Origin of the sequence: Pseudomonas sp. KB_12 (assembly GCF_052114545.1) — a bacterium.
Classification (GTDB): domain Bacteria; phylum Pseudomonadota; class Gammaproteobacteria; order Pseudomonadales; family Pseudomonadaceae; genus Aquipseudomonas; species Aquipseudomonas brassicacearum.
In genome coordinates this window covers 223,488-244,195 of the sequence record NZ_JBFREY010000006.1, presented here as the reverse complement: position 1 = coordinate 244,195, position 20,708 = coordinate 223,488, and the positions used below count along the sequence as shown (strand labels likewise).

The 20,708-nt window shown below is 58.3% G+C and carries 18 protein-coding genes; 13 read left to right on the top strand and 5 right to left on the bottom strand.

Annotation, left to right across the window (positions count from 1 at the left end):
• Positions 1-301 precede the first annotated feature (301 nt).
• The gene (locus tag AB4Z20_RS05775) at positions 302-1,351 is read right to left on the bottom strand and encodes a LacI family DNA-binding transcriptional regulator (protein WP_442089500.1); all 1,050 of its coding nucleotides are present in this window, start codon (positions 1,349-1,351) and stop codon (positions 302-304) included.
• A gap of 162 nt (positions 1,352-1,513) precedes the next feature.
• On the opposite strand from AB4Z20_RS05775, the gene AB4Z20_RS05770 reads away from it, so the two are divergent.
• The 13 genes from AB4Z20_RS05770 to AB4Z20_RS05710 all read left to right on the top strand — a co-directional run bounded on the left by AB4Z20_RS05770 (position 1,514) and on the right by AB4Z20_RS05710 (position 14,728).
• Positions 1,514-2,602, top strand: a complete 1,089-nt coding sequence (locus tag AB4Z20_RS05770; RefSeq protein WP_253473513.1) for a fatty acid desaturase family protein — start codon at positions 1,514-1,516, stop codon at positions 2,600-2,602.
• A gap of 36 nt (positions 2,603-2,638) precedes the next feature.
• Positions 2,639-2,959 carry a MocE family 2Fe-2S type ferredoxin gene (locus tag AB4Z20_RS05765; RefSeq protein WP_018608132.1) on the top strand — a complete coding sequence of 107 codons (321 nt, stop codon included), beginning with the start codon at positions 2,639-2,641 and terminating at the stop codon, positions 2,957-2,959.
• A gap of 18 nt (positions 2,960-2,977) precedes the next feature.
• Positions 2,978-4,210, top strand: a complete 1,233-nt coding sequence (locus tag AB4Z20_RS05760) for an NAD(P)/FAD-dependent oxidoreductase (RefSeq protein WP_253473516.1) — start codon at positions 2,978-2,980, stop codon at positions 4,208-4,210.
• 1 nt (position 4,211) lies between these two features.
• Positions 4,212-5,060: a sugar phosphate isomerase/epimerase family protein gene (locus AB4Z20_RS05755; protein ID WP_442089499.1), complete on the top strand. Its 849-nt coding sequence runs from the start codon at positions 4,212-4,214 to the stop codon at positions 5,058-5,060.
• Complete coding sequence (locus tag AB4Z20_RS05750) at positions 5,057-5,311, top strand: hypothetical protein (protein WP_442089498.1); 255 nt, start codon at positions 5,057-5,059, stop codon at positions 5,309-5,311. The genes AB4Z20_RS05755 and AB4Z20_RS05750 overlap by 4 nt, the downstream gene beginning before the upstream one ends.
• 150 nt (positions 5,312-5,461) lie before the next feature.
• Positions 5,462-6,289 carry a helix-turn-helix domain-containing protein gene (locus AB4Z20_RS05745; protein ID WP_214509191.1) on the top strand — a complete coding sequence of 276 codons (828 nt, stop codon included), beginning with the start codon at positions 5,462-5,464 and terminating at the stop codon, positions 6,287-6,289.
• A gap of 223 nt (positions 6,290-6,512) precedes the next feature.
• Complete coding sequence (locus tag AB4Z20_RS05740; RefSeq protein WP_442089497.1) at positions 6,513-8,057, top strand: ABC transporter substrate-binding protein; 1,545 nt, start codon at positions 6,513-6,515, stop codon at positions 8,055-8,057.
• A 168-nt stretch (positions 8,058-8,225) separates the two neighbouring features.
• Positions 8,226-9,242: an ABC transporter permease gene (locus AB4Z20_RS05735; RefSeq protein ID WP_046061801.1), complete on the top strand. Its 1,017-nt coding sequence runs from the start codon at positions 8,226-8,228 to the stop codon at positions 9,240-9,242.
• Positions 9,239-10,123, top strand: a complete 885-nt coding sequence (locus tag AB4Z20_RS05730; protein WP_024616670.1) for an ABC transporter permease — start codon at positions 9,239-9,241, stop codon at positions 10,121-10,123. Before AB4Z20_RS05735 ends, AB4Z20_RS05730 begins: the two co-directional genes overlap by 4 nt.
• Positions 10,123-11,154, top strand: a complete 1,032-nt coding sequence (locus AB4Z20_RS05725) for an ABC transporter ATP-binding protein (protein ID WP_214509193.1) — start codon at positions 10,123-10,125, stop codon at positions 11,152-11,154. Before AB4Z20_RS05730 ends, AB4Z20_RS05725 begins: the two co-directional genes overlap by 1 nt.
• A 24-nt stretch (positions 11,155-11,178) precedes the next feature.
• Positions 11,179-12,135: an ABC transporter ATP-binding protein gene (locus AB4Z20_RS05720; RefSeq protein ID WP_253473529.1), complete on the top strand. Its 957-nt coding sequence runs from the start codon at positions 11,179-11,181 to the stop codon at positions 12,133-12,135.
• Between the two features lie 6 nt (positions 12,136-12,141).
• The gene (locus AB4Z20_RS05715) at positions 12,142-13,380 is read left to right on the top strand and encodes a serine hydrolase domain-containing protein (protein ID WP_253473532.1); all 1,239 of its coding nucleotides are present in this window, start codon (positions 12,142-12,144) and stop codon (positions 13,378-13,380) included.
• Positions 13,381-13,546: 166 nt separating this feature from the next.
• Positions 13,547-14,728, top strand: coding sequence for a hypothetical protein (locus tag AB4Z20_RS05710; protein WP_024616674.1), 1,182 nt, complete (start codon positions 13,547-13,549; stop codon positions 14,726-14,728).
• A 395-nt stretch (positions 14,729-15,123) separates the two neighbouring features.
• On the opposite strand, the gene AB4Z20_RS05705 is transcribed toward AB4Z20_RS05710, so the two are convergent.
• From AB4Z20_RS05705 to AB4Z20_RS05690, 4 genes are all read right to left on the bottom strand, one after another.
• On the bottom strand, positions 15,124-15,753 hold the full coding sequence (locus tag AB4Z20_RS05705; protein ID WP_258690880.1) for a DUF2182 domain-containing protein: 630 nt from the start codon (positions 15,751-15,753) through the stop codon (positions 15,124-15,126).
• Between the two features lie 169 nt (positions 15,754-15,922).
• A complete protein-coding gene (locus AB4Z20_RS05700) occupies positions 15,923-17,458 on the bottom strand; it encodes a tyrosinase family protein (RefSeq protein WP_253473541.1) in 1,536 nt (511 codons plus the stop codon).
• 109 nt (positions 17,459-17,567) lie between these two features.
• Positions 17,568-17,990, bottom strand: a complete 423-nt coding sequence (locus AB4Z20_RS05695) for a hypothetical protein (RefSeq protein WP_207281777.1) — start codon at positions 17,988-17,990, stop codon at positions 17,568-17,570.
• A gap of 22 nt (positions 17,991-18,012) precedes the next feature.
• Positions 18,013-20,187: a multicopper oxidase family protein gene (locus AB4Z20_RS05690; RefSeq protein ID WP_442089496.1), complete on the bottom strand. Its 2,175-nt coding sequence runs from the start codon at positions 20,185-20,187 to the stop codon at positions 18,013-18,015.
• Positions 20,188-20,708 lie beyond the last annotated feature (521 nt).

The following is a 20,708-nucleotide window of genomic DNA, read 5'->3' as shown; positions in this document are numbered from 1 at the left end:
GCGAATCTGAAGGAGGCCCGAGACCAAATGCTGGTTTGACGAACAGGAAGCGGATTAGGCGGTGCGGCGGGGTAGGGTAGCCAAAATTGCCAAACCCCAATACTTGCACGGAACGCTGTGACGTAGCTCCGACAGGCATAAGCAGCAAAGATCGCGCGAATTACCCTGGAAGATCTTCCCGTTTGCCACTGTGCTACCGAGCGTCTAGGGGCGGGATTGAATGTGCAGAAGCTAGCTGAAGCTGTAGTAAATGGCGGTTAACCGCGCCATCAAGGGCCGAACAGGTTGTGCTGCCAGCCCATCAGCTTTGGGAATTCTCCGATGTCACAATTTGCAGCGGAATATGCACCCGGTGACGCACAGGATCGAACTGCTGCGCAGTCTGCAATTCCACCAGTAGATCCACCAGCGCCGTTGCAGTCTGGCGCGGCTGAGAATCGATCACCACGTCGACCAGACCCTGGGCCAGGGCTTGGCGTGACAGCTCGGTGGACTCCTGCAAAATGCAACACAGCGCCGGGCGCTTGGGCAGTTGCGCCAAGGCGTTGATAATCCCGTCGCCACCGCCGCCTACCACACACAACCCGCGCAAATCGTCATGCCGAACCAGCAGGTCGAGGGTTGCTTCTTCGGTGATGTCGCAGTTATCCAGATTGATCAGCGGCTCCAGCGGGCGCAACCCAGGTGCGTGTTCGGCCAAGTAGCTGTGCAAGCCTTCGACCCGCTCCTGGTGGCCAAGAAAGCGATGGCCACCGAGCAGAATGCCGATGCTGCCTTTGCGCGCGCCACAGGTGCGGGCCAGCAGCCACCCCATCGTGCGCCCGACTACCTGATTGTCCTGGCCGACATAGGGCTCGGCCGCCGCCTCATGAATGCCCGACAGCAATGCCACCACGGGCACTCCGGCTTCGCGAATCTGGGCAAGGGCGGCGTTGATCAGCGGGTGGGCGAAGCTGACCACCGCCAGGCCGTCGCACTGCACCGCCAACTGTTCGATCTGGGCGATGATGGCGCTGGGGGTGCGATCAAAAACGTATTCGAATTGGCAGGTCAGGTTGGCCCCGGCGTGGCGCTGCGCGGCCTCGGTGATGGCTTGGGCCAGATTGGCGTAGAACGCCTGCGCGGTGCCCAGCAGCAGGATGCCGAAACGGTACGTGGGGCGGCGTTCGAGAATGCGTTGGCCGATCAGCCGCGCGGCAAAATAGCCCACGGCTTCGGCGGCCTGAAGCACCTGTTCGGCAGTGGCTGGATTAACCGGGGCGCGAGCGTTGAGCACACGGTCGACGGTGGCGACACTTAAGCCTGCGTGTTCGGCGACCGTGGCGATGGTGGGGCGTTTATTGTTATTCATGATGAACCTTCAAAGCGTCTTGATAGAAAACTATCAAGCCCCGCAGGAGCTGGATGATAGCTTGATAGGGAATGTATTCAAGACCTTGAGGGGGCCCTCCGCGCTCTCTATATTTTCTTTCGCAAAGCACCTGACATCTCACGCTTGCGGAGAACAATAACAATGTCTCAAGACAACACCGCCTCTACTCGGGACTATCGCCTGACCGGCCCTGAAGCCGCCCGCGCGGCTGAAAAAGGCCTTGTATCGGCCCGTTGGTACCAGTCGCCCATCTCCCGTCAACGCATGAAGCAACTGATGCAGCGCCGCGACGGCCCGGCCTTGCTCGACACCGCAATCTGGCTGCTAACCCTGGTGATCACCGGCCTCGGCGGCTACTGGTTCTGGGGGACTTGGGCTTGTGTGCCGTTTTTCCTTGCGTATGGCGTTCTGTACGCCACCGCCTCCAACCCGCGCTGGCATGAAACCGTTCACGGCACCGCCTTCAAGACCCGCTGGATGAATGATGCGCTCTACCAGGTGGCGAGCTTCATGTGCATGTTCGAGCCCCATGTGTGGCGCTGGAGCCATGCCCGGCACCATACCGACACCATCGTCGTCGGCCGCGATCCGGAAATCGTCGAACCGCGTCCACCGAGCTTGTTCATGATGCTGCTGAGCCTGTTCCAGATCCCGTTGCTGCTGAAGACGATGGGAGGCGTGTGCCGGCACGCGGTTGGCAAAATGGGTGCCGAGGAACAGACGTTTATCCCTGAGTCCGAATGGTCCAAGGTGTTCCTGGCGGCCCGTATCTGGCTGGTGATTTACGCCGTTGTCTTTAGCGCGGCGCTTTACCTGCACAGCTGGTTGCCGCTGATGTATATCGGCCTGCCCATCCTGTATGGCGGCTGGTTGTCCTACCTGTTAGGCCTCACCCAACATGTGGGCCTGGCGGAAGATGTGCTGGACCACCGTAGCAATTGCCGCACCATCTATATGAACCGGGTACTGCGCTTTCTGTACATGAACATGAATTATCACCTTGAGCACCACATGTACCCGATGGTGCCGTACCACGCCCTGGCGCAACTCCATGAAGAGATCCGCCACGACTGCCCGCCGCCTTACGCCAACATAGGCGAGGCCTTCAAGGAAATCATTCCGACCCTCTTGAAGCAGCGCAAGGACTCGACGTATTTCGTGCGACGCCCCGTCGGTAGCTCAAGGCCTGCCACCGACGCTCATCCACAGGCTGAAGCCACCCTGGGCTGACACCTTCCGGCTGTATCCCGAACAAGAGAAAACGCCATGAACGATCAATGGATCGATGTATGCGCCGTGGGCGAAATCAATGAAGAAGACGTCATTCGCTTCGACCACGGTCCGCATACCTATGCCATCTACCGCTCTGCTGACAACGAGTTTTTTGCCACTGCTGGCCTGTGTACTCACGAGTCGATCCACCTGGCTGACGGCCTGGTGATGGACCATGTCATCGAGTGCCCCAAGCACAACGGGCGCTTTGACTATCGCACCGGCAAAGCCTTGGGGGCGCCAGTGTGCGTCAATCTCAAGACCTATCCGGTACGGGTCGACGCGGGACGGGTTCTGCTCGCCATTTCGGCTTGACCGCCAGGAGTGCACGCCATGAATGCTCCACTGATTATCGTCGGCGCCGGCCATGCCGGTGGCCGTGCCGCGCTGACCTTGCGCGAGCAGGGTTATACCGGTCGGCTGATCCTGATCGGCGATGAACTCCATTTGCCGTACGAGCGTCCTCCGCTGTCCAAGGGCTTGCTGCAGGGCACGATGGACCTGGACGATTGCAGTCTGTGGAGGGATAGCCGGCTCACTGGACTGAACATCGAGCACCTGGCGGGCAACCCGGTAAAAAGCCTGGATCCGCAGCACCACCGCCTGCAATTGACCGACGGACGTTGGTTGCCCTACAGCCGATTACTGTTGGCGACCGGGGGCAGAGCGCGTCGCTTGTCCCTGGTGCCTGAACCTCTGGCCAACGTGCTTTACCTGCGCACCCATGACGAAGCCCTGGCCCTGCGCAGCGCATTGATGCCCGGCACGCGCCTGGTGATCATCGGCGGTGGCTTTATCGGCCTCGAAGTCGCGGCAACGGCCCGGACCCTGGGCTGTCAGGTGACGTTGCTGGAAGCCGGGCCACGACTGGCCGGGCGAGTATTGCCTGAAGCTGTGTCCCAGGCCTTGTTGGAATTGCATCGGCAACAGGGCGTTGATGTGCGGCTGAACGTAGCGCTTGAAAGGGTACAAGGCATCGAACGCGCTGAGGCGATGCAACTGGTGGACGGCCAGGTGCTGCCCTGTGACTGGGTGGTGGTCGGTATCGGCATGCAACCCAACATCGAATTGGCCGCGGCGGCGGGGCTTGAAGTGGGCCAGGGTATTCGAGTCGATGCCCAGTTGCGCACCAGCGCGCCAGACATCTTTGCTGCCGGCGATGTGTGTGAGTTTCGCCTGCACGCCGACGCGTTATTCCAGCGCCAGGAAACCTGGCGCAATGCCGAGACCCAGGGCCGCCACGCGGCATTGAATCTGTTGGGCGGCGAGTTGCCGTTCGAGGGTGTTCCCGGCTTCTGGTCTGATCAGTACGACTGGGGCTTGCAGACAGTGGGCGTGATCTCAACGACGCCACCTTCGGCCGTTCGCACCCTGGCAGGCGGTGGTCTGCTGCTGTTCTACCTGGACACCGAGCAACGTTTGCAAGGCGCCTGCGGTTGGGGGCAGGGCAACAGCGTTGCCAAGGACATCAAGTTGTGTGAACGGCTGATTGCCAACTTGACCCCACTCCCTGTGGACGCATTGGCCGACGCCGATGTGTCGCTCAAACATCTGCTAAGGCCCTGACATGCATGAATTCCTGGTATTTCAGTCCCTGTGGGCCATGCAAGATCACCGTGGTCAATGCGATCTTTCCCTTGAGGCGCAGGTGGAGAAGATTGCCGCTGCTGGCTTCGATGGGATCACCGACCATTTCTGGATCGCGCCACAGGCCGAGCGCCTGCATGCCGCTGCCAAGGCGCAAGGCCTGCAAATCGAAGGTCAACTGTTTCCCCGCACCGTGAGTGACTTGGCGCAAGCGCTTGAGGTTGCCTCCCGCTACGGCTGCCACCACCTCACGTTGCAAGCCGACGTCCGGCCGCGCACGCTGGCACAGGCGATCATACTGATCGAAGGCTGGCAGCGTCTGGCCGAGCAGGTGGACTTTCCGATCCTGCTGGAAACCCACCGCTATCGTCTCACCAGTGACCTGTTGTTCACCCTCGATTTGCTCGCGCAGATGCCAGACCTCAAGTTGTTGGCTGACTTGTCCCATTACGTCGTGGGCCGCGAATTGCCTGAGTCGGCCGCGGCCGAAGACGACGAACAGATTCACACCATCCTACGACACAGTTGGGGTTTTCATGGGCGGGTCGCTAATAGTGAGCAGGTCCAGGTGCCCTTGACCTTCGCCCAGCATCGTCCCTGGTTGGACCGGTTCCTGGGCTGGTGGCGCTACGGAATCAAGGATTGGCTGGCGCGACCGAACACACCCGCGAGCCTGTCCTTCACCTGCGAGCTTGGCCCGCCACCCTATGCGATCACAGGGAGTGATGGGCGCGATATAACGGATCGCTGGGGCGAGGCGCTGATGCTGAAGGAACTGATGCGTGGTGTTTGGGATGAGTGTCAGGCGGGGCGCGGATCTAAGGCATGATTGGTTACTGTTCTGTAACTCGCCAAGAAAAAGAAACCCCTTGGATTTCAACGAGTCGGGCACCAGATGCGAGTCTCGTTTCCCACTCCAAGATTCAGAAAAAAGCCACTCAGATGAGTGGCTTTTTTTTGCCTGAAGTTTATGTGCTGAGGCGTGAGCCGTCTCTCGTCTATCGTGCACTCTCGAATATCGAACCAAAAATTTGCTACCGACGTAATTTTCTGGAGCGCCAGGAAACACTGCATGCGTGAGTATTGTTGAACATTCCCCCACCCAGGCGCTATGGTCGGGCTTAATGCTCACGTCGATCACGAGGCGGCGAAGCCAAGCTTCTGAAAACCGTGATCCAAGCGACGTTTAGTCCAGCGTGTTGTCAATGGTGGCGTTAGGAATACTGTTAAATGCTGAGTTCCAATTCACCTCGGTCGGCGCAAGACTTCAGTCAAAACTTGCGCCTTCTCTGCGGGTACTACAAGTCGGTGGCGATGGTCTGCCGCTCCCTCGATATCAATCGCCAGCAGTTCAACAAATACTTGGGGGCGCAGGCGACTCCCTCACTGTTCACCCTTCGCAAGATATGCGCTTTTTTCGGGGTGGATGAGGATGAAATATTCTCCGACCATGAGTCGTTCCGCGCTTTGCTCAACAGGCAGCGCACGGCGCGAGAGCCGGACAGTGCTGTACCAACCGATTTTTTTCCAAGCTCCGCGCAGGAACTGTCGAAGTACCAGGGTTACTACTTTGTCTATTTGATGTCGCCCTCCGGATCAGGGGAGGTGATCAAGTCGATTACCCGCTTGACCCGTTCCGGCAACAAAATCCTGAGCAAAACGTACGAGCGAGTGAGACTGGGTGATGACCAACTGAAGAGTTTCGGCATCAATAAATATCGTGGGTTCTGCTTTGCCTCATCCGATCTGATTTACATCGTCGAGCACGAATACCTATCGTCTCGGGGCTACATCTGGTCGGCGCTTTACCCCTCCTATCGCAGTCGCTTCCGCTTTCTCAACGGCTTGGTGCTCGGCGTGTCGGGCGACAATTTTCGACGTCCTTTTGGTGCGCAGATTGTGTTTGAGTACCTCGGTGAATCGATCGATCTGCGTAACGCGCTTTCCAGTTGCAGCTGCTTCCCGATTGATGCCCCTGAGATACCCAGCGAGGTGAGGGCGCGGCTGCTGATTCGCCCATCCGAGGGTGAGTTCAACCTCGTTCCGCCGTTGTTCTAACCCCGCTTTAAAAATAGACGCCAGGTGACGCTTTCAAGCGTCATCTGGCGTTTTTTTCTTAGCGCTCGCGAAATTGAGCTGGCGGTGCGGCAGATCAATAATGAGCCACACCGCTCAATAGGCAGTTTCAAGAACGGCCAAACACGTCGTTCATTCCAGCTGGATTAACGCCTGCTCGTGCAAGTGACCCGCTGCGCCCATCATAAAAATAAGAGGAACATCGATGAACTTCAAAAGAACCTTGATGGCAGGGTTGATGGCGCTTTCCATTACTGCGCCGTTGACCAGTGGCTTGGTGTGTGCGGCAAACAATACCTTGGTTGTCGCTGATCGAGCCTCTTTCAAGGATTGGGATCCAGCCTCGGCGTTTTCGGAAGAGGTGCGGGTGCTGGGCAATATCTACGAGACGCTTCTGGTCTATAACGCTCCGGGCAGTGCCGAGGAGTTTTCCCCTGGGCTCGCCACGTCCTGGGAAAGCAGCGACAACGGCAAGACTTGGACCTTCAAGCTGCGGCACGGCGTTAAGTTTCATGACGGTTCGGCGTTCAACGCCGCAGCGGTCAAAAAATCCATCGACTACGTCAAAGCGCTAAAACAAGGCGCTGCGTATGTATGGAAAGCCCTGGATTCCGTCGAGATCGTAGCTGACGACACGGTAGTGCTCAAGTTCCAGAATCCCACTCCGGCCAATCTGATCGCGGCAGGTCAATACGCTGCTTATATCATTGCCCCGGCGGCGGTGGATAAGGGGCATGACTGGATGATGGCTCCCAACGCTATCGGTACCGGTCCCTATAAGCTTGGGCAGGTCGAACAGGGCCAGCAAGTGGTGCTCGAACGTTTCGATGGCTACTGGGGAGGCTGGAAAGAAGGGCAATTTGATCGCGTCATCGTGAAGGTCGTGTCCGAAGCGTCCACCCGCACCCAGATGATAAAAAATGGCGAGGCTGGCGTTGCCTGGGATATCCCCCTTGATCAGCTCAAGGTATTGGGAGAGAACCCTTCCATCAAGGTCAGTACCGCGCCTTCGTGGAAGAACTTCCAGTTCTTGATCAATACCCAGAAGTACCCTACGGATAACTTGGCATTTCGTCAGGCGCTGCAATACCTTTGGGACTATGAAGGTGTCACCAACGATATTTTGCACGGCTACGGCAGTGTGTCCAAGGGGCCTTTACCCACCAGTATCTGGGGGCATGCCAGCGTGCCTATGGCTTCTTACAATCTGGATAAAGCCCGCCAATTATTGGAAGCCTCTGGCGTACCCAAACAGGACTGGAAGGTCTCGATGCAGTACATCAGTGGCATCTATGCAAACGCCGCTGAGCTGTTCCAGGCGACGGCGTCTCAGGTTGGCGTAGAAGTGGAGTTACGTCCCGGCGAGTGGGGTGTGATCTGGGATAAGGCCAAGAAGCTGGACACCGCTCCCAACCTGCAATCCATGGCTTGGTGGCCCACATATCCGACACCCAGCGATTGGCTTTTCAGCGAGTTCCATTCAGAGAAAACCACGCTATTCAATCTGTCTCATTACAGCAACCCAGGCTTCGACCAGTTGATCGAGGAGGCGGTGGCGTTAGAAGGCAGTGATCGGGCTCAGTCCACTGAAAAGTACCAGCAGGCCCAGCAGCTACTGGCCAAGGACGCTCCTGCGATCTGGTACGCGGACGTGCAGCAGATACGTGTTTCCCGCAAAGACATCAAGGGCATGGAAAAGAGCCTGAATCCCGCTTATGAGGCAATTCTCTACTACAACTTGAATCGCTGAATGCTGAGTTATTTGTGATGAAGTTGTAGGTGTAGGCCTGATTTACCTTGTAGACCGACAGTCGGTTGATTCGCCCGGTTACTCCTCAAGAGCTAATTTTCTTTTGAGGGCTTTGTGCTGGGCGTAAGAAGTCAGGGCCAAGTTTATTAGCCACAAAAGGTAGTATAAATGGCGAAGTATATAGCCCAGCGATTGATAGTGATGTTCTTCATTCTTCTGGGCGTGTTGACCATCACCTTCGTTCTGAGCCGAGCTCTTCCCGGATCCCCGGTAGAGATGATGCTGGGGAACCACCCCACGGCGGAGCAGATTGCCGTCGCGCGAGAAAAACTGGGGTTGGATAAACCTCTGCCGATCCAATACTTCAATTACATCGGCGATCTTCTCCAGGGTGATTTTGGCACCAGTTTGCGCACCGGGCGGCCGGTGGCGGAGGAGGTCATCAGGCGGGTAGGCGCGACGTTTGAACTTACATTCCTTGCAATGTTCTGGGTGGTGCTGCTCGGGGTGCCAATCGGCGTCATCTCGGCGGCCCGGCAGAACTCAGTGGTCGACAACGTGGCACGAGCGGGGTCCATCGCCGGGACGGCATTTCCCGTTTTCATCTTGGCCATGGGGTTGCAGTTGCTGTTCTACGGCAAGCTCAATTGGTTGCCCCTGCAAGGACGTATCGATGCTTCCATTCTTCTCGATAGCCCCTTTGAGCGAGTGACCGGTTTTTACCTGATCGACACGCTGCTGGCCGGCAATTTCGTAGCACTGTGGAGCGCCATCAAACACCTGACGCTGCCCGTGCTCACCCTGGTGGTCGTGACCTTGGCCACTGTCACCCGGATCACCCGCAACATGATGGTCGAGGTGCTCTCCGAGGAGTACATCCGTACGGCGGTTTCTTACGGTGTACCCAAGTGGCGTATCCATTACGCCTATGCCCTGAAGGCGACAATGATTCCGCTCCTGACAGTGGTGGGCCTGACCTTCGGTTATTTGCTCGGCGGTGCGGTAGTCGTTGAGTTCGTTTTCGATTGGCCCGGCCTGGGCGGCTTCGTGGTGTTTTCGATTGCCCAGAATGATTTCCCCGCTGTGATGGGGGCCACCCTGGTGCTGGCCACGACGTATCTGTCGATCAACCTGATTGTTGATCTCTTGTATCACCTTGTTGATCCGAGGCTGCGAGTCCAATGAGTATCCAAGACGTATCCCTGTCCATGCCCTCGCGAGCCCCATCATGGCGCATCAAGGCCCTGGCTTTTGCCTGCGATAACAAGTTGTTTGTATTTGGCGCGCTGTTATTGCTGCTGATCATCCTGGCGGCCATCTTCGCCCCCTGGCTTGCGCCTTATGAACCCAACAAAATTGTCTTTTCCCAAAAATTAATGGCACCCAACTGGGCACACTGGATGGGCACCGACGAGTTTGGTCGCGACATTCTTTCACGGGTGCTTTATGGCGCACGCACCTCGCTGATCATCGGAGTGAGCGTGACGCTGATCGCGATGCTGATCGGAATTCCGATTGGGCTTGTTTCCGGTTACTTCGGTGGTCGAATTGATACGCTGCTGATGCGTGTCTCGGACGTGTTCCTGGCCTTTCCACCGCTGTTGTTGCCGATCGCTATCACCGCTGCGCTGGGGTCGGGATTGGCCAACGCCATGTTAGCGCTCGCCGTCTCCTGGTTCCCTTGGTACGCGAGGATCATGCGCGGTGCGGTAGTACGGGTTCGTTCAGAAACCTATATCCATGCCGCTCGCTCCATGGGTGTCAGTCATTTCCGTATCTTGCTTCGCCATGTACTGCCCAATGCCACCACACCTGTGATCGTGCAGGGCTCCATGGACTTTGGTTACACCATTCTGGCCGCTGCCTCGCTGAGCTTTATCGGGCTGGGGGCCAAGCCGCCCATGGTCGAATGGGGGCTGATGGCCGCGGCTTCGCGCTCGCAATTGCTCGAGAATCCCTGGACGGTGCTGTTCCCCGGCGTCGCGATTTTTGTCCTGGTACTGGCCGTCAACCTGGTGGGTGACGGGCTGCGCGATGTGCTCGATCCAAAGAAGGGGACGCGCTGATGATCAACGAATCCTTGCAACCGTCTACTCCCGAACATCTCGCCGCTTCGAATAACGACACAGCTCAAGAGTTGGTGCTGGAAGTGGAAGGGCTGACGGTGTCCTTCCCAGGTTTGTTCAAGACCGTAAAGGCCGTACGGGGCATCGACCTCAAGGTGAGGCGCGGCGAGATACTTGGATTGGTCGGGGAGTCGGGCTCGGGCAAGTCCATGACGGCCATGTCCTGCCTTGGATTGATGCCTGAGGCCGCTCGGCTGGGCGGCAGTGTCAAGGTCGCCGGACAGCAGGTCAACGGTGCGTCGGCATCGCAGTTAGCGGATTTGCGCGGCGGTGGCGCGGCGATGATCTTCCAGAATCCGATGAAGGCGCTGAACCCGTTCTTCACGGTCGGCCGGCAGATGTTCGATGTCATCGGCTGCCATCGGCAACTGAGCAAGACGCAAATCCGCGCCGAGGCGCTGAGCTCGCTGGAAGCGGTGAGCATGCCCGATCCTTTTCTGGCGCTAGCCAAGTATCCGCACCAGATGTCTGGCGGCCAGTTGCAGCGAGTGGTGATTGCCATGGCGTTGGCCTGTCGACCGAAACTGCTGATCGCTGATGAGCCGACCACCGCGCTGGACGTCACGGTGCAGGCGCAGATCATCGCCTTGCTGCGCAAGCTGGCGAAGGAGCAGGACCTGGCGATTCTGTTTATCACCCACAACCTTGGGGTAGTGGCTTCGCTCTGTGATCGAGTAGCGGTGATGTACGCCGGCGAAGTGGTGGAGAGCGGTCCGGTGGGCCAAGTGTTCAAGCGACCAGCACACCCCTACACCCTGAAACTGATGGGCACCGTGCCAAAGTTGGGGCAGGGGGCTCAGCCCCTGGGCTTCATCCCTGGGCAGGTGCCGAACATGGCGGCTCCCCCGCCTGGGTGTGCCTTCAACCCGCGTTGTGAGCGCGCCACCGGGCGATGCGTCCAGGCTGCGCCGAGGGTGGAGATCGGCGAGGAACACTGGGCGGCTTGCCACAACACGTTGGTCAAGGTGTGAGGCTTCTTTGAAAGGTAAACGGCTATGAATAACAACAAACAGCCCGCACTGCTGAGCGTCACTCAGTTGCACAAGACCTACGCCAGCCGCGACGGCCTGGTGACCGCCATCGACCACATCAACCTGGAGGTGCAGGCCGGTGAGACGGTCGCGCTGGTGGGGGAGTCCGGTTGTGGCAAAAGTACGGTTGCCGCGACCTTGCTCGGTCTGCTGCCAGCTGACAGTGGGCAAATTCTGGTCGAAGGTCGGCCGCTGCCTACTGATGCCAGGGCGCGGGGCAGAAGCTTGAGCATGGTGTTCCAGAATCCCTACGCTTCGCTGAATCCGAAAATGACAATCAAGGCGATTGTTGCCGAGCCGCTGAAGGTTGCCTTTGGTTTGCGCGGTAGCGCCTTGCGCGCGCGCATCCTCTCGCTGTTGGGAAATGTGGGGATGGGCGAGGAACACATGGAGCGCTATCCCCATGAATTCTCCGGTGGCCAGTTGCAGCGTATCGCTATTGCCCGGGCCCTGGCGCTCGAGTCAAGACTGCTGATCCTCGATGAGCCTACGGCGGCGCTCGACGTGTCGGTCCAGGCCCAAGTGCTGCAATTGCTCAAGACGCTGCAGACCGATAATGGCCTGAGCTACCTGTTCATCAGCCACGATCTTGCGACGGTCGAATACCTGGCGCAGCAGGTGCTGGTGATGTATTTGGGGCGCATCGTCGAGGCCGGGACTGTGGGGCAGGTGTTCGGTCGACCGCGCCATCCCTACACCCGTGCGCTGCTCAATTCAGTGCCCTCCATCGATCCTGATCGTCGTGATCAGTTGCAAATCCTCAGCGGCGAGATCCCCAGCCCCTTGAACCGGCCTACCGGGTGCCACTTCGCGCCCCGTTGCCCGAGGGTCAGTGAGCGTTGTCGCCGAGAGGTGCCAGCCGAGACCCAGGATCATGGCCACCGTTTTTCTTGCCACCACCCTCTGAACGATGAGAGCTGAACCCCTATGTACAATAAAAATGACATGACCGCTCCTGGCATTGGTTATCAGGATTTAAGGCTGATGCAGGGCTATCCGCCGCCCCGGGAAAAGCAAGTCCGTCAGCACAACTGGGACAGTCCACCCTATAACCGCTGGTCGTTCCAGCACATGAGCCAGCTGTTTCCGGTGGCTGCTATTCATCGTGGTCCCGGGCCGGTCAGCGAACTCAAGCGCAACGAGCGTTCACTGGACGACGTACATTTCCAGCGGATCGACGGCAGGCAAACCGATCTGGCGACCTTCCTGACCGATAGCTACACCGATGGTTTCTTGGTGCTTCATCAGGGCAAGGTGGTTTCCGAGCAGTATTTCAATGGTATGCAGCCGCACACGTTGCATCTGTTGCAATCGGTATCCAAGACCATCGTCGGCAGCCTGGTCGGCAGGTTGATAGGCCAGGGCAGAATCGATCCCCAAGCGCACGTCAGCCACTATGTGCCCGAGCTTTCGGCAAGCGGCTATGGCGATGCCCGGGTACAGGATCTGCTGGATATGCGCACGGGCGTGAGATTCAGGGAGGACTACACCGATCCGGATGCTGAATTCATCCAGTTGGATATCGCCTCGGGTTGGCGTGAACGGGGAGAGCGAGAGTCTCCTGACAGCATTTATGGTTTGTTGAAGTCGCTGAGTAAAGACCGTGAGCATGGTCAGTTCTTTGAGTATCGCTCGGTGGACACCGACATGTTGGCCTGGGTCTGTGAGCGGGCCTGCGGCGAGCGGCTCCCCGTTTTATTGAGTCGGGAGATCTGGTCAAGACTGGGGGCAGAGCAAGACGCGAATATCACCCTCGATTGTGTTGGAACTGCATTGGCCGATGGCGGGATGAGCGCCACGCTGCGTGATCTCGGGCGTTTTGCCCAGATGTATTTGCAGGGTGGACATTTCAATTGCCAGCAGATCGTCCCAGAGACGTTTGTGCGTGCATGCGGACGTGGTTCCACACCCGCTTTCGAAGTCCTCTACGGCTACTACACCAAGAGCTTTCCGACTGCGGCTTACAGCAATCAGTGCTGGGTATTGGACAGTGAACAGGGCACCTACTCGGCGCGCGGAGTATTTGGTCAGAGTATCTATTGGGATCCGGCTGCTGAAGTGGCGATCGTAAAACTTTCCAGTTGGCCTGACTTTATCAATCCAGAATGGACGTTGGACACCTTCCGTGCTTGTGCCGCTGTGGTTGAAGAACTTCAGCGCAACTGACGCCGAAGTTTAAACGACTGCGGCTTCTCAAACACCGTTTAGCCCGCTAGCACCTGGACGCTGTTCCAGCCTCAGTCTCGGCGGGTCATACCTATTTCATCCAGACCGCGCTTTGCCGTGGCCGGGATGGTTGTTGCCAAAAATAAAACTTAAAGACGGAGCGACCATGAACTTGAACACCACCCGGGCCTTGCGCTCATTGATCCCGCTGGCGCTGTCGTACGCGCTGTCCACGCCTGCGATGGCGGTACAGGTCACTGACAATCTCAATCTTGGTGGCGCGGTCCGGGCGCGTTGGGACTATGACCCGGATCGCGACATCCAGAAGTTCAACTTCGATACCGTGATCCTCTCCGCCAAGTACAACTCTGATACTTGGATCGGCGAGGCCAAGTACCGTTTCTACGGACGAGCCTACCCTTACCAGTACACAGAAAACGTAGGTGACGTCCAGTTCGCCGAGTTCGCCTGGATCGGCTACAAGTTCAACCCTGACCAACAAATCCAGGTCGGTCTGAACCAGGTGCCGTTTGGTTTGCAGCCGTATTTTGGCAGCACGTTCTATCAAACCCTGGGCAACGTCGTGGGACTGGAAGACCTGGAAGAACTTGGCGCCAAGTACATCCAGCAAAGCGGTGACTGGAATATCCAGGCCGGTTACTACGTTCGCCCTGCCTCGCAGGGCAAAGGCACCAGCAAGGGCGAAACCTACTCCAGCGTTGTCTCCGAAGCGGACAGCTATGTCATCGACGGCAGCAACAACCAGGAACGCAACACCGTGGTACTGCGGGTGGCCAAGGCGATGGACTTGGGGCCGTGGAAGTCCGAAGTCGGGATTTCTGGCCTGACCTCGTCCCTGGAGAACCGCGACACCAACAACGACGGCCGGCGCAATGCCGTGGCGGTGCACTACATCGGTAAAAACGGGCCATGGGGCGTGCAACTGCAAGCTGCGCGACAGCAGATGTCCCCGCGCAACCCCGGCACTGATGAACTGGTGACTTTCGGCGGTTACGACGCCACTTACAACGTCGCCAGTCGCGGCAACTTGTACGTGGCGGATGTGAGCTACGACGTTGGTGGCAAGTACCTGTTCGATCAGATCAGCGGTGTGCAGCTGTACGCCAACTACAGCGCCTTCGATAAATCCGCAGACGACTTCAAGACCTCGCAACGGATGATTTTCGGCACTTCGTTCTCGTTCAGCAAATTGTGGATCGCCACGGAATGGTTGTACGGCAAGAATGATCCGGTCATCGGTGGCAGCAGCCTCACCCAGAGTCTGGGGGCTGGTGGTAGTGATCAGTGGGAAAACCAGCTGTACATGAATATCGGCTATTACTTCTGATTTGGATTTTTTGGGCAACTTACGGATGTTCGCGTAGACCCAATGGCGGGGCTGGGAATCATACCTCTGGTCCTTGATGCCCTTCAAAAACAACTCCAGAGTCAAATCTTTTGCTGCTCCAGCAATAAAAGAAACCCCTTGGAATTCAACGAGCCGGACACCCGATACGAGTCTCGCTTCCCGCTCCAAGATTCAGAAAAAAGCCACTCAGATGAGTGGCTTTTTTTTGCCTGAAACTTGCCTGCGAGCACATAGTTTGGGATTTGTATCTGACGAACTGTGTCGTGCGGGCTCATCCTTTGTGCCGAACAGCGCGTGCGGACCCGGGCTGCATGCGATGAGGGTGGAAGGGAGGGGCCAGGCGGATCGCATGCGTGAAGCTTTGTTTTAAACGGTCAGCCCCAGCGCGGCGTTTTGGCTGCGATGAGCCGTTCAGCCAGCAGGATCGCGCCCGCCAGCAACATCATCGGAATGTGCCAGGACCCGCTGACAAGCGGCACGACCATCCAGGCCCAGCACGAAACGATACAAAACAGGCCGTGCGCCAGGCCTCGGATCAGGCAATCCCTGTTGGCAGCCCAGCCGAACAGACTTAGCCGCCCCATTCGGTGGCCACGATTGAGGGCTGCGCGGTGCCACGGGCTCGCGCTCCACAGCATCGCAACCAGCAGCGCCACGGCCAGGGCATTTTCTGCGGCAGCCATCTGTAGCAACAGCGCCAGGGCGATCAGGAGCGGGCCGGCGGCCATCCACATGGCACCGTAACCGAGCAGGAAGCCGACTGACGCTTGTATTCGCCTGCTTGGCAGGCTGGAGCGCCAGACGTGTATGAGTGGCGTCGCCAGGAGGGGCGGCATCATGGCCAGGAGCATCAAGGCCCAACCGGCCAGGATTCGCTGGGGTGGGTTGAGTGCCAGCTCCGCTTGCAGGGCGGCAGGCCAACTCGTGAAGATCGATAGCCCATCCACAGTGACGCAAAACGCAGGTCCGTTGGTGGTGATGTCGTTGTAGACGGACAAGGCCAAGCCGAGTCCCGCCATTGCCAAAAGCACCGGCCAGGGGTCGTAGGTAAATTGGTGTAGAACAGAGCCTGGGCGCATGAGGTCGTTCTCGACGCTGATGTCTATCTGGCGTTCGTCAACGGCTGAGGCCGGACTTCAACACCTGAAGTCCGGCACCCTTGGTCCAGCAGCGCTACTGAGTTTGCAGCAATAGATGCACATCAATGACGGGATCGCCCATCAGCTTCTGCGGGAACCGATCGCCGATGAAGTCCTTGTTCACCGGCTCTACCCAGACGCTCAGCTTGCCGCCCAACACGGCCGCCATGGGTAACTCGAAATCGAATTGGGTCATGGCATTGGCCACGCAATTGGCGCAGCTTTGAACCTCTACCGGTTGAAACAATGCTCTGGAGGCGATGGTCTTGCCGTCTTTTTGCAAGTGCACCGAGAAGCTGCCGGGGATCTTCAGGCGATTGATACCGCTGACCCGCACATTGACTCGATCTGCTTCAACCGTGAAGTGTTTGGACGCAGCGAGCGTACGCTGGGTCTTCGGCAGGAAATCGACGTTCGAGCCTGTCGCCGCGGGCGCATAGTCAATGCCGAGTTGACCGACCGAGTCGATGATCGCCAGCGTGTTCAGCTCTAGTGGGGTGCTGGTGAATGGGTTCAGGGTTTGCAGCGCCGTATCGTTGAAGATCTGATAACTGACGGGGTCGGTGACTTCGTTGATGGTCGTGAGCAATCCATGCAGATCGGTGGCCAGCATTTTTTTCTGCCATTCCCAGAACAGCCTGTCCCAATTGCAATGGAAGAACCAGAACACTGGGTCGAAGGCCGCCACTTCCTGGTTCTGCATGGTGGTGCCAATTGAGTTGTGACCACTGTCGTGGGCGGCAATGATGGTGTTGTGGGCGGCGCCGGACCAATAGCCGTGGAAGTCCTCCCAGTCAGTTTTGCTCATGGCTCGGTTCACATCATCAGTCACCCCATTGCTCAGCAGGTTCCGGGCGATCGTGTCGTAGGGGAAACGTGTGGTGACGTAGCCTTCCGGATAATCGGAGCTGGCCGCTTGCTGCAACGTGTACTGGTCGAAGGGCGGGCTTTTAAGCACGTCGGGGAAGGGCGTGGTGATATCCCAGTAGGGCAGGGTGACGTTCGCACAGCCGGGGACCGATCTCAGGGCGTTCTCGAAGCTGACCAGATAGGCTCGGTGCCAAGGGTTGTAGCCCGGGACGTGATGCATGCAATAGGTATTGGGTGCCGGAAACCAGTGATAAGCGGCCTGCGTGAAGTAGCTGTTGGGATCGGTGGGCTCCATGGCCATAATGGCTGAAAACGCCTGTTTGAGCAGATCGAGCTCGGCGCTGGACAGCGTGGTGATGTCCTTGCGGACCCTGGCGGTGGACGCGTCTGCGCTGAACAGTGACCGCGCAGCGAAGTCCGTTGCGTTGGCGCTGGCAGCGGGGACTCCTTTCGGGTAGCCGTTGTTCATCCAGTTGAGAAAGGTACCCACCCAGTCAGCGGGCCAGGGGCGGTTTGGCGGCATATTGCCCCCCGCCACTTGTTGGTAGATATCGCCTGCGTGCTTCATCACCGCGTCGTAGCTGGCCAGGTCGAGGCCTTGCCTGGCCATGTGCGCCTGGTCTACTGAGGTGAACATGTCGCGGATCTGCCCGTACCAGGTAGGTTGGGCGACAGGCGCTGTGGTGGAGGTAGTAGTCATGCCGACTCCTTGTCGTCAATAACGAACGTTGCAGTGGATCGGATCCTGGGTCGCCAGCATTGCTTGCTCTACATCCCTGTCGGCCCGGTAGTATCCCGACAAACAGTACCTAGGTACTTTTGACGCAGATGAACGAGGCGACCAGTCCAGCGGGTTCGCCATTGTGAGGTTTCATGCGGATGACCGACCCGGTGATGGCCGGAACCTGGCTCACGCCGTTGGGCCAACGCTCCGTCAGCGATCCGTCATAATCGTAGAAGTAGTCTTGTGTCGAGGTCCCGGGACGCCCGCTGCCCGCAATGTGCACATGGTCTGGACGACCGTGGCCATGGGTGATGACCCCCTTCAAATCCATGACGGCGTTTGCCCCGAAACTGAGTTCGCCGATGAACGTCTCGTTGGCGGTGTCCTCTACGGTCCACACACCTTCGGCGAACAACAGCGCCTCCAGTTTTTTCGGGTCACCGTCAGTCAACGCGGGGTTGTTGAGAAAACTTCTGTACGTCCATTGTCCTGCGAAGGGATTGCTCATTACCGATAGCTCCTGATCAGGGTTACTTGGAGTCCGAGTGTTGATGTGCCGTGTGCTTCATACCGGCCATGCCAATGCCACCGCCGATAGCAGTGATGTCCGGCACGATCTGGATATTGGTCATCATGCCGCCGTCTTCGTGGTCGAGGATGTGGCAGTGGATGACGAACTCACCGATGTAGCGGTCGTAGTGCGTGCGCACCAGGACCTGGTAGTCGTTCTGCACGAAGATGGTGTCCTTGAACTCATGCCACATCCCGCAATATTGATTCTGTAGGCCCAGTTCGTCGGCTGGCACCAGGCACTCGCCGTTGGGGCCGAAGATGCTTTTGGGCTTCTCGCCCGGCTTGGCGTAGAGCACGTCCATCACCTGGAACGGGTTGACGTGGATGTGAAAGATATGAGGTTCGCCCTGGGAGGTCAGAACCCAATCGTCTGTCGTATTGACCTGTCGGGTGAAATCGATGCGGTCCGGATCGTAGGACTTGTAGTTGATGTAGAAGCCGAACGGGCCGGTCCACGGGTCTCCCGGTTTCTGCGGCGCGTTGGCGGGCGGCGAGGGCGGGAATGGCGGATTGCCAATAAAAAAGTCGGCCTTCTGAATGTCGTCATTGACCACGGCGTTCTTCAGGTCATCCATCCCGCGCCAGGGGTTCAGGTCTCCGGTTCGCAGCCCTTCCAGCGCTGCGGCAGGGAGCGACTTATCCGTTTTGTTAGCGTCGTACAGCGCTTGCTGGATGTAGCTTTGCGGATCATCAGTCACAACCTGGCCGCCCGACACGATGACCGTGGCCAGCAATTGTGTTTCGTTCGGACCCTGGCCGCCCGGGCCACCGTTGGGGCCTGCATTGGCGCGTTCAGCGGGAGTCGCTGCCTGGTTCAGTACACAGTAGGTGCCGTCGCGGGGGAACATCAGCAGCACATCGCTGCGATAGCCCGGTTGCAGGAAGTTGCTGCCGATGCCGCCGCTCACGCTCTTTTTGTTGACGCCGATGGGGCGAATTGCAGTGCGTGTGAGTCCGTCGGCGGAGATCTCGAACTGAGGTACGAGCTCGACCGGTTTACTGGTGCCCGGAACGGTCGCCGGGCATAGATCGGCGATCACGGCGGCCTGCTCCTTCGGTGTGCCGCTGAGTACACCCTTTAGCGCAAGCGTGGCTTTGGGGCTGGTCGGGTTCATGGGCACGATCTGCAGGTTTATGGTGTCGTGGATACCTGCGTGAATGAAGCGCCAGCGTTGAATTTCTCCTGCGGCGATGCCCTGGAGGGTCGGTTGCACCACGCCGTTGATGCTGGTGAATCGACCGCTTTCATCCCAGACAGTGGCCGAGGCGAGTTGCGCATCGAAGTTCTCTACCACACCTGTCTTGCCGCTGGGGCACGTCCAGGTGTCATCTTTTTGCTTGATGATGCCGCCCTTGTCGTCGAAACACGCATAGGGAATCTGCTGGAACAGAAAGACTTGTTCGGTGATGGGGTGCCCGGCTGCGTTTTTGAGAATGGTGTCGATGTCTCCTGGCTTGCCGCCGGTGTAGGGTCGGTCACCGCGTACGATCAGGGCGCCCGCAGCGCCGCTGGCGACCTGCAGGGCAGTGGAACCATGCCTGTGCGCGTGGTACCAGAAGGTGCCTGAAGGGTGATCGGTGGGGATGTTGATTTCATATTCGAATTGGGTTTGTGGAGCGATGTTCAACAGTACGTTGTCGCTGTTGCCCGACGGTGAAACGTGCATCCCGTGATAATGCAGATTGATCGTATTGAAGCAGCCCGGCTGGCCATTCGCCGGATCCCCCCCTCCCGGACAGCTGGGATCGTCTTTATCCAGCTGGTTGTCCAGGTGGACCCGCAAGGTGTTGCCTGGCTGCACATCGATCAGCGGCCCCGACAGGCAGCCGCCATAGGAACGCAGCTTGACCCTGTCCTTGGCACCGTCGGGATTGCCCGGGTTGTAGATATAGTTTTCGCGCTGCTGCACTTGCAGGTTGAGTTCGACGGTTTGTCCGTCGCGGGTAATGTCGCCCTGCGGGTTGCAATCTGTTTTCGCGAGGGTCGACTCAGTTGCCTTCAGCGTGCCCGGCGCGCCTTTTTCAACAAGCCTGGGCGGCGCCAGGAACGGCTGGGCGGCGAGTTCGGCAAACACTGTCTGGGAGGTTGTACAGACCAACAACCCGGCCAGGACTATACGAAGCGAAGTCATATTGTTCTCCCTGCGCCATTGCGCGAATGTGTGCGACAGCCTTGGCGGCCGTGTGTCCTTTGATCAGCTGATTTACATGGGAACCGGCATCGATCCTGCGGTGAGGCTGCATGTTTCCCAGGAAGAATCTTTGCGCTTGAGCACATTGGCGCTGTTCGCAGCCATGCCGGAGGAGTCGCAGGTGCGACCTGCGGCTGGGCGGTGGCCCGGCGATTGGGTGGCGCGAGGGAGGGCGGGGTTGTACGGCGGTCCTCTGCGAGCCATCCGATTGAATGGCTCGTAAGGGGCACTGATATCGAGCAAGTCCACGCGATCATGGGCCGCTATTGCAAACAGGTACTGTCCTGGTGCGGACATGGCTCCCTCCTGGGGAACATCATGACGAACGCGTTTGCGTCGCCAGATGTGTAGCTTCCTGCTAATCAGCGTTGTGATGCCCGGACGGCAAGATCGGAGGTCTTGTGGCTCGGAGCCAGTATCCTGAAAGTCAGCTCTGGGAGCATAGCCGGCGCTATTCTATC

What these genes read in the sequence shown, in the direction of transcription:
- AB4Z20_RS05775 (WP_442089500.1), bottom strand. Translation starts at nt 1,351, where the DNA reads ATGAATAACAATAAACGCCCCACCATCGCCACGGTCGCCGAACACGCA.
- AB4Z20_RS05770 (WP_253473513.1), top strand. Translation starts at nt 1,514, where the DNA reads ATGTCTCAAGACAACACCGCCTCTACTCGGGACTATCGCCTGACCGGC.
- AB4Z20_RS05765 (WP_018608132.1), top strand. Translation starts at nt 2,639, where the DNA reads ATGAACGATCAATGGATCGATGTATGCGCCGTGGGCGAAATCAATGAA.
- AB4Z20_RS05760 (WP_253473516.1), top strand. Translation starts at nt 2,978, where the DNA reads ATGAATGCTCCACTGATTATCGTCGGCGCCGGCCATGCCGGTGGCCGT.
- AB4Z20_RS05755 (WP_442089499.1), top strand. Translation starts at nt 4,212, where the DNA reads ATGCATGAATTCCTGGTATTTCAGTCCCTGTGGGCCATGCAAGATCAC.
- AB4Z20_RS05750 (WP_442089498.1), top strand. Translation starts at nt 5,057, where the DNA reads ATGATTGGTTACTGTTCTGTAACTCGCCAAGAAAAAGAAACCCCTTGG.
- AB4Z20_RS05745 (WP_214509191.1), top strand. Translation starts at nt 5,462, where the DNA reads ATGCTGAGTTCCAATTCACCTCGGTCGGCGCAAGACTTCAGTCAAAAC.
- AB4Z20_RS05740 (WP_442089497.1), top strand. Translation starts at nt 6,513, where the DNA reads ATGAACTTCAAAAGAACCTTGATGGCAGGGTTGATGGCGCTTTCCATT.
- AB4Z20_RS05735 (WP_046061801.1), top strand. Translation starts at nt 8,226, where the DNA reads ATGGCGAAGTATATAGCCCAGCGATTGATAGTGATGTTCTTCATTCTT.
- AB4Z20_RS05730 (WP_024616670.1), top strand. Translation starts at nt 9,239, where the DNA reads ATGAGTATCCAAGACGTATCCCTGTCCATGCCCTCGCGAGCCCCATCA.
- AB4Z20_RS05725 (WP_214509193.1), top strand. Translation starts at nt 10,123, where the DNA reads ATGATCAACGAATCCTTGCAACCGTCTACTCCCGAACATCTCGCCGCT.
- AB4Z20_RS05720 (WP_253473529.1), top strand. Translation starts at nt 11,179, where the DNA reads ATGAATAACAACAAACAGCCCGCACTGCTGAGCGTCACTCAGTTGCAC.
- AB4Z20_RS05715 (WP_253473532.1), top strand. Translation starts at nt 12,142, where the DNA reads ATGTACAATAAAAATGACATGACCGCTCCTGGCATTGGTTATCAGGAT.
- AB4Z20_RS05710 (WP_024616674.1), top strand. Translation starts at nt 13,547, where the DNA reads ATGAACTTGAACACCACCCGGGCCTTGCGCTCATTGATCCCGCTGGCG.
- AB4Z20_RS05700 (WP_253473541.1), bottom strand. Translation starts at nt 17,458, where the DNA reads ATGACTACTACCTCCACCACAGCGCCTGTCGCCCAACCTACCTGGTAC.
- AB4Z20_RS05695 (WP_207281777.1), bottom strand. Translation starts at nt 17,990, where the DNA reads ATGAGCAATCCCTTCGCAGGACAATGGACGTACAGAAGTTTTCTCAAC.
- AB4Z20_RS05690 (WP_442089496.1), bottom strand. Translation starts at nt 20,187, where the DNA reads ATGACTTCGCTTCGTATAGTCCTGGCCGGGTTGTTGGTCTGTACAACC.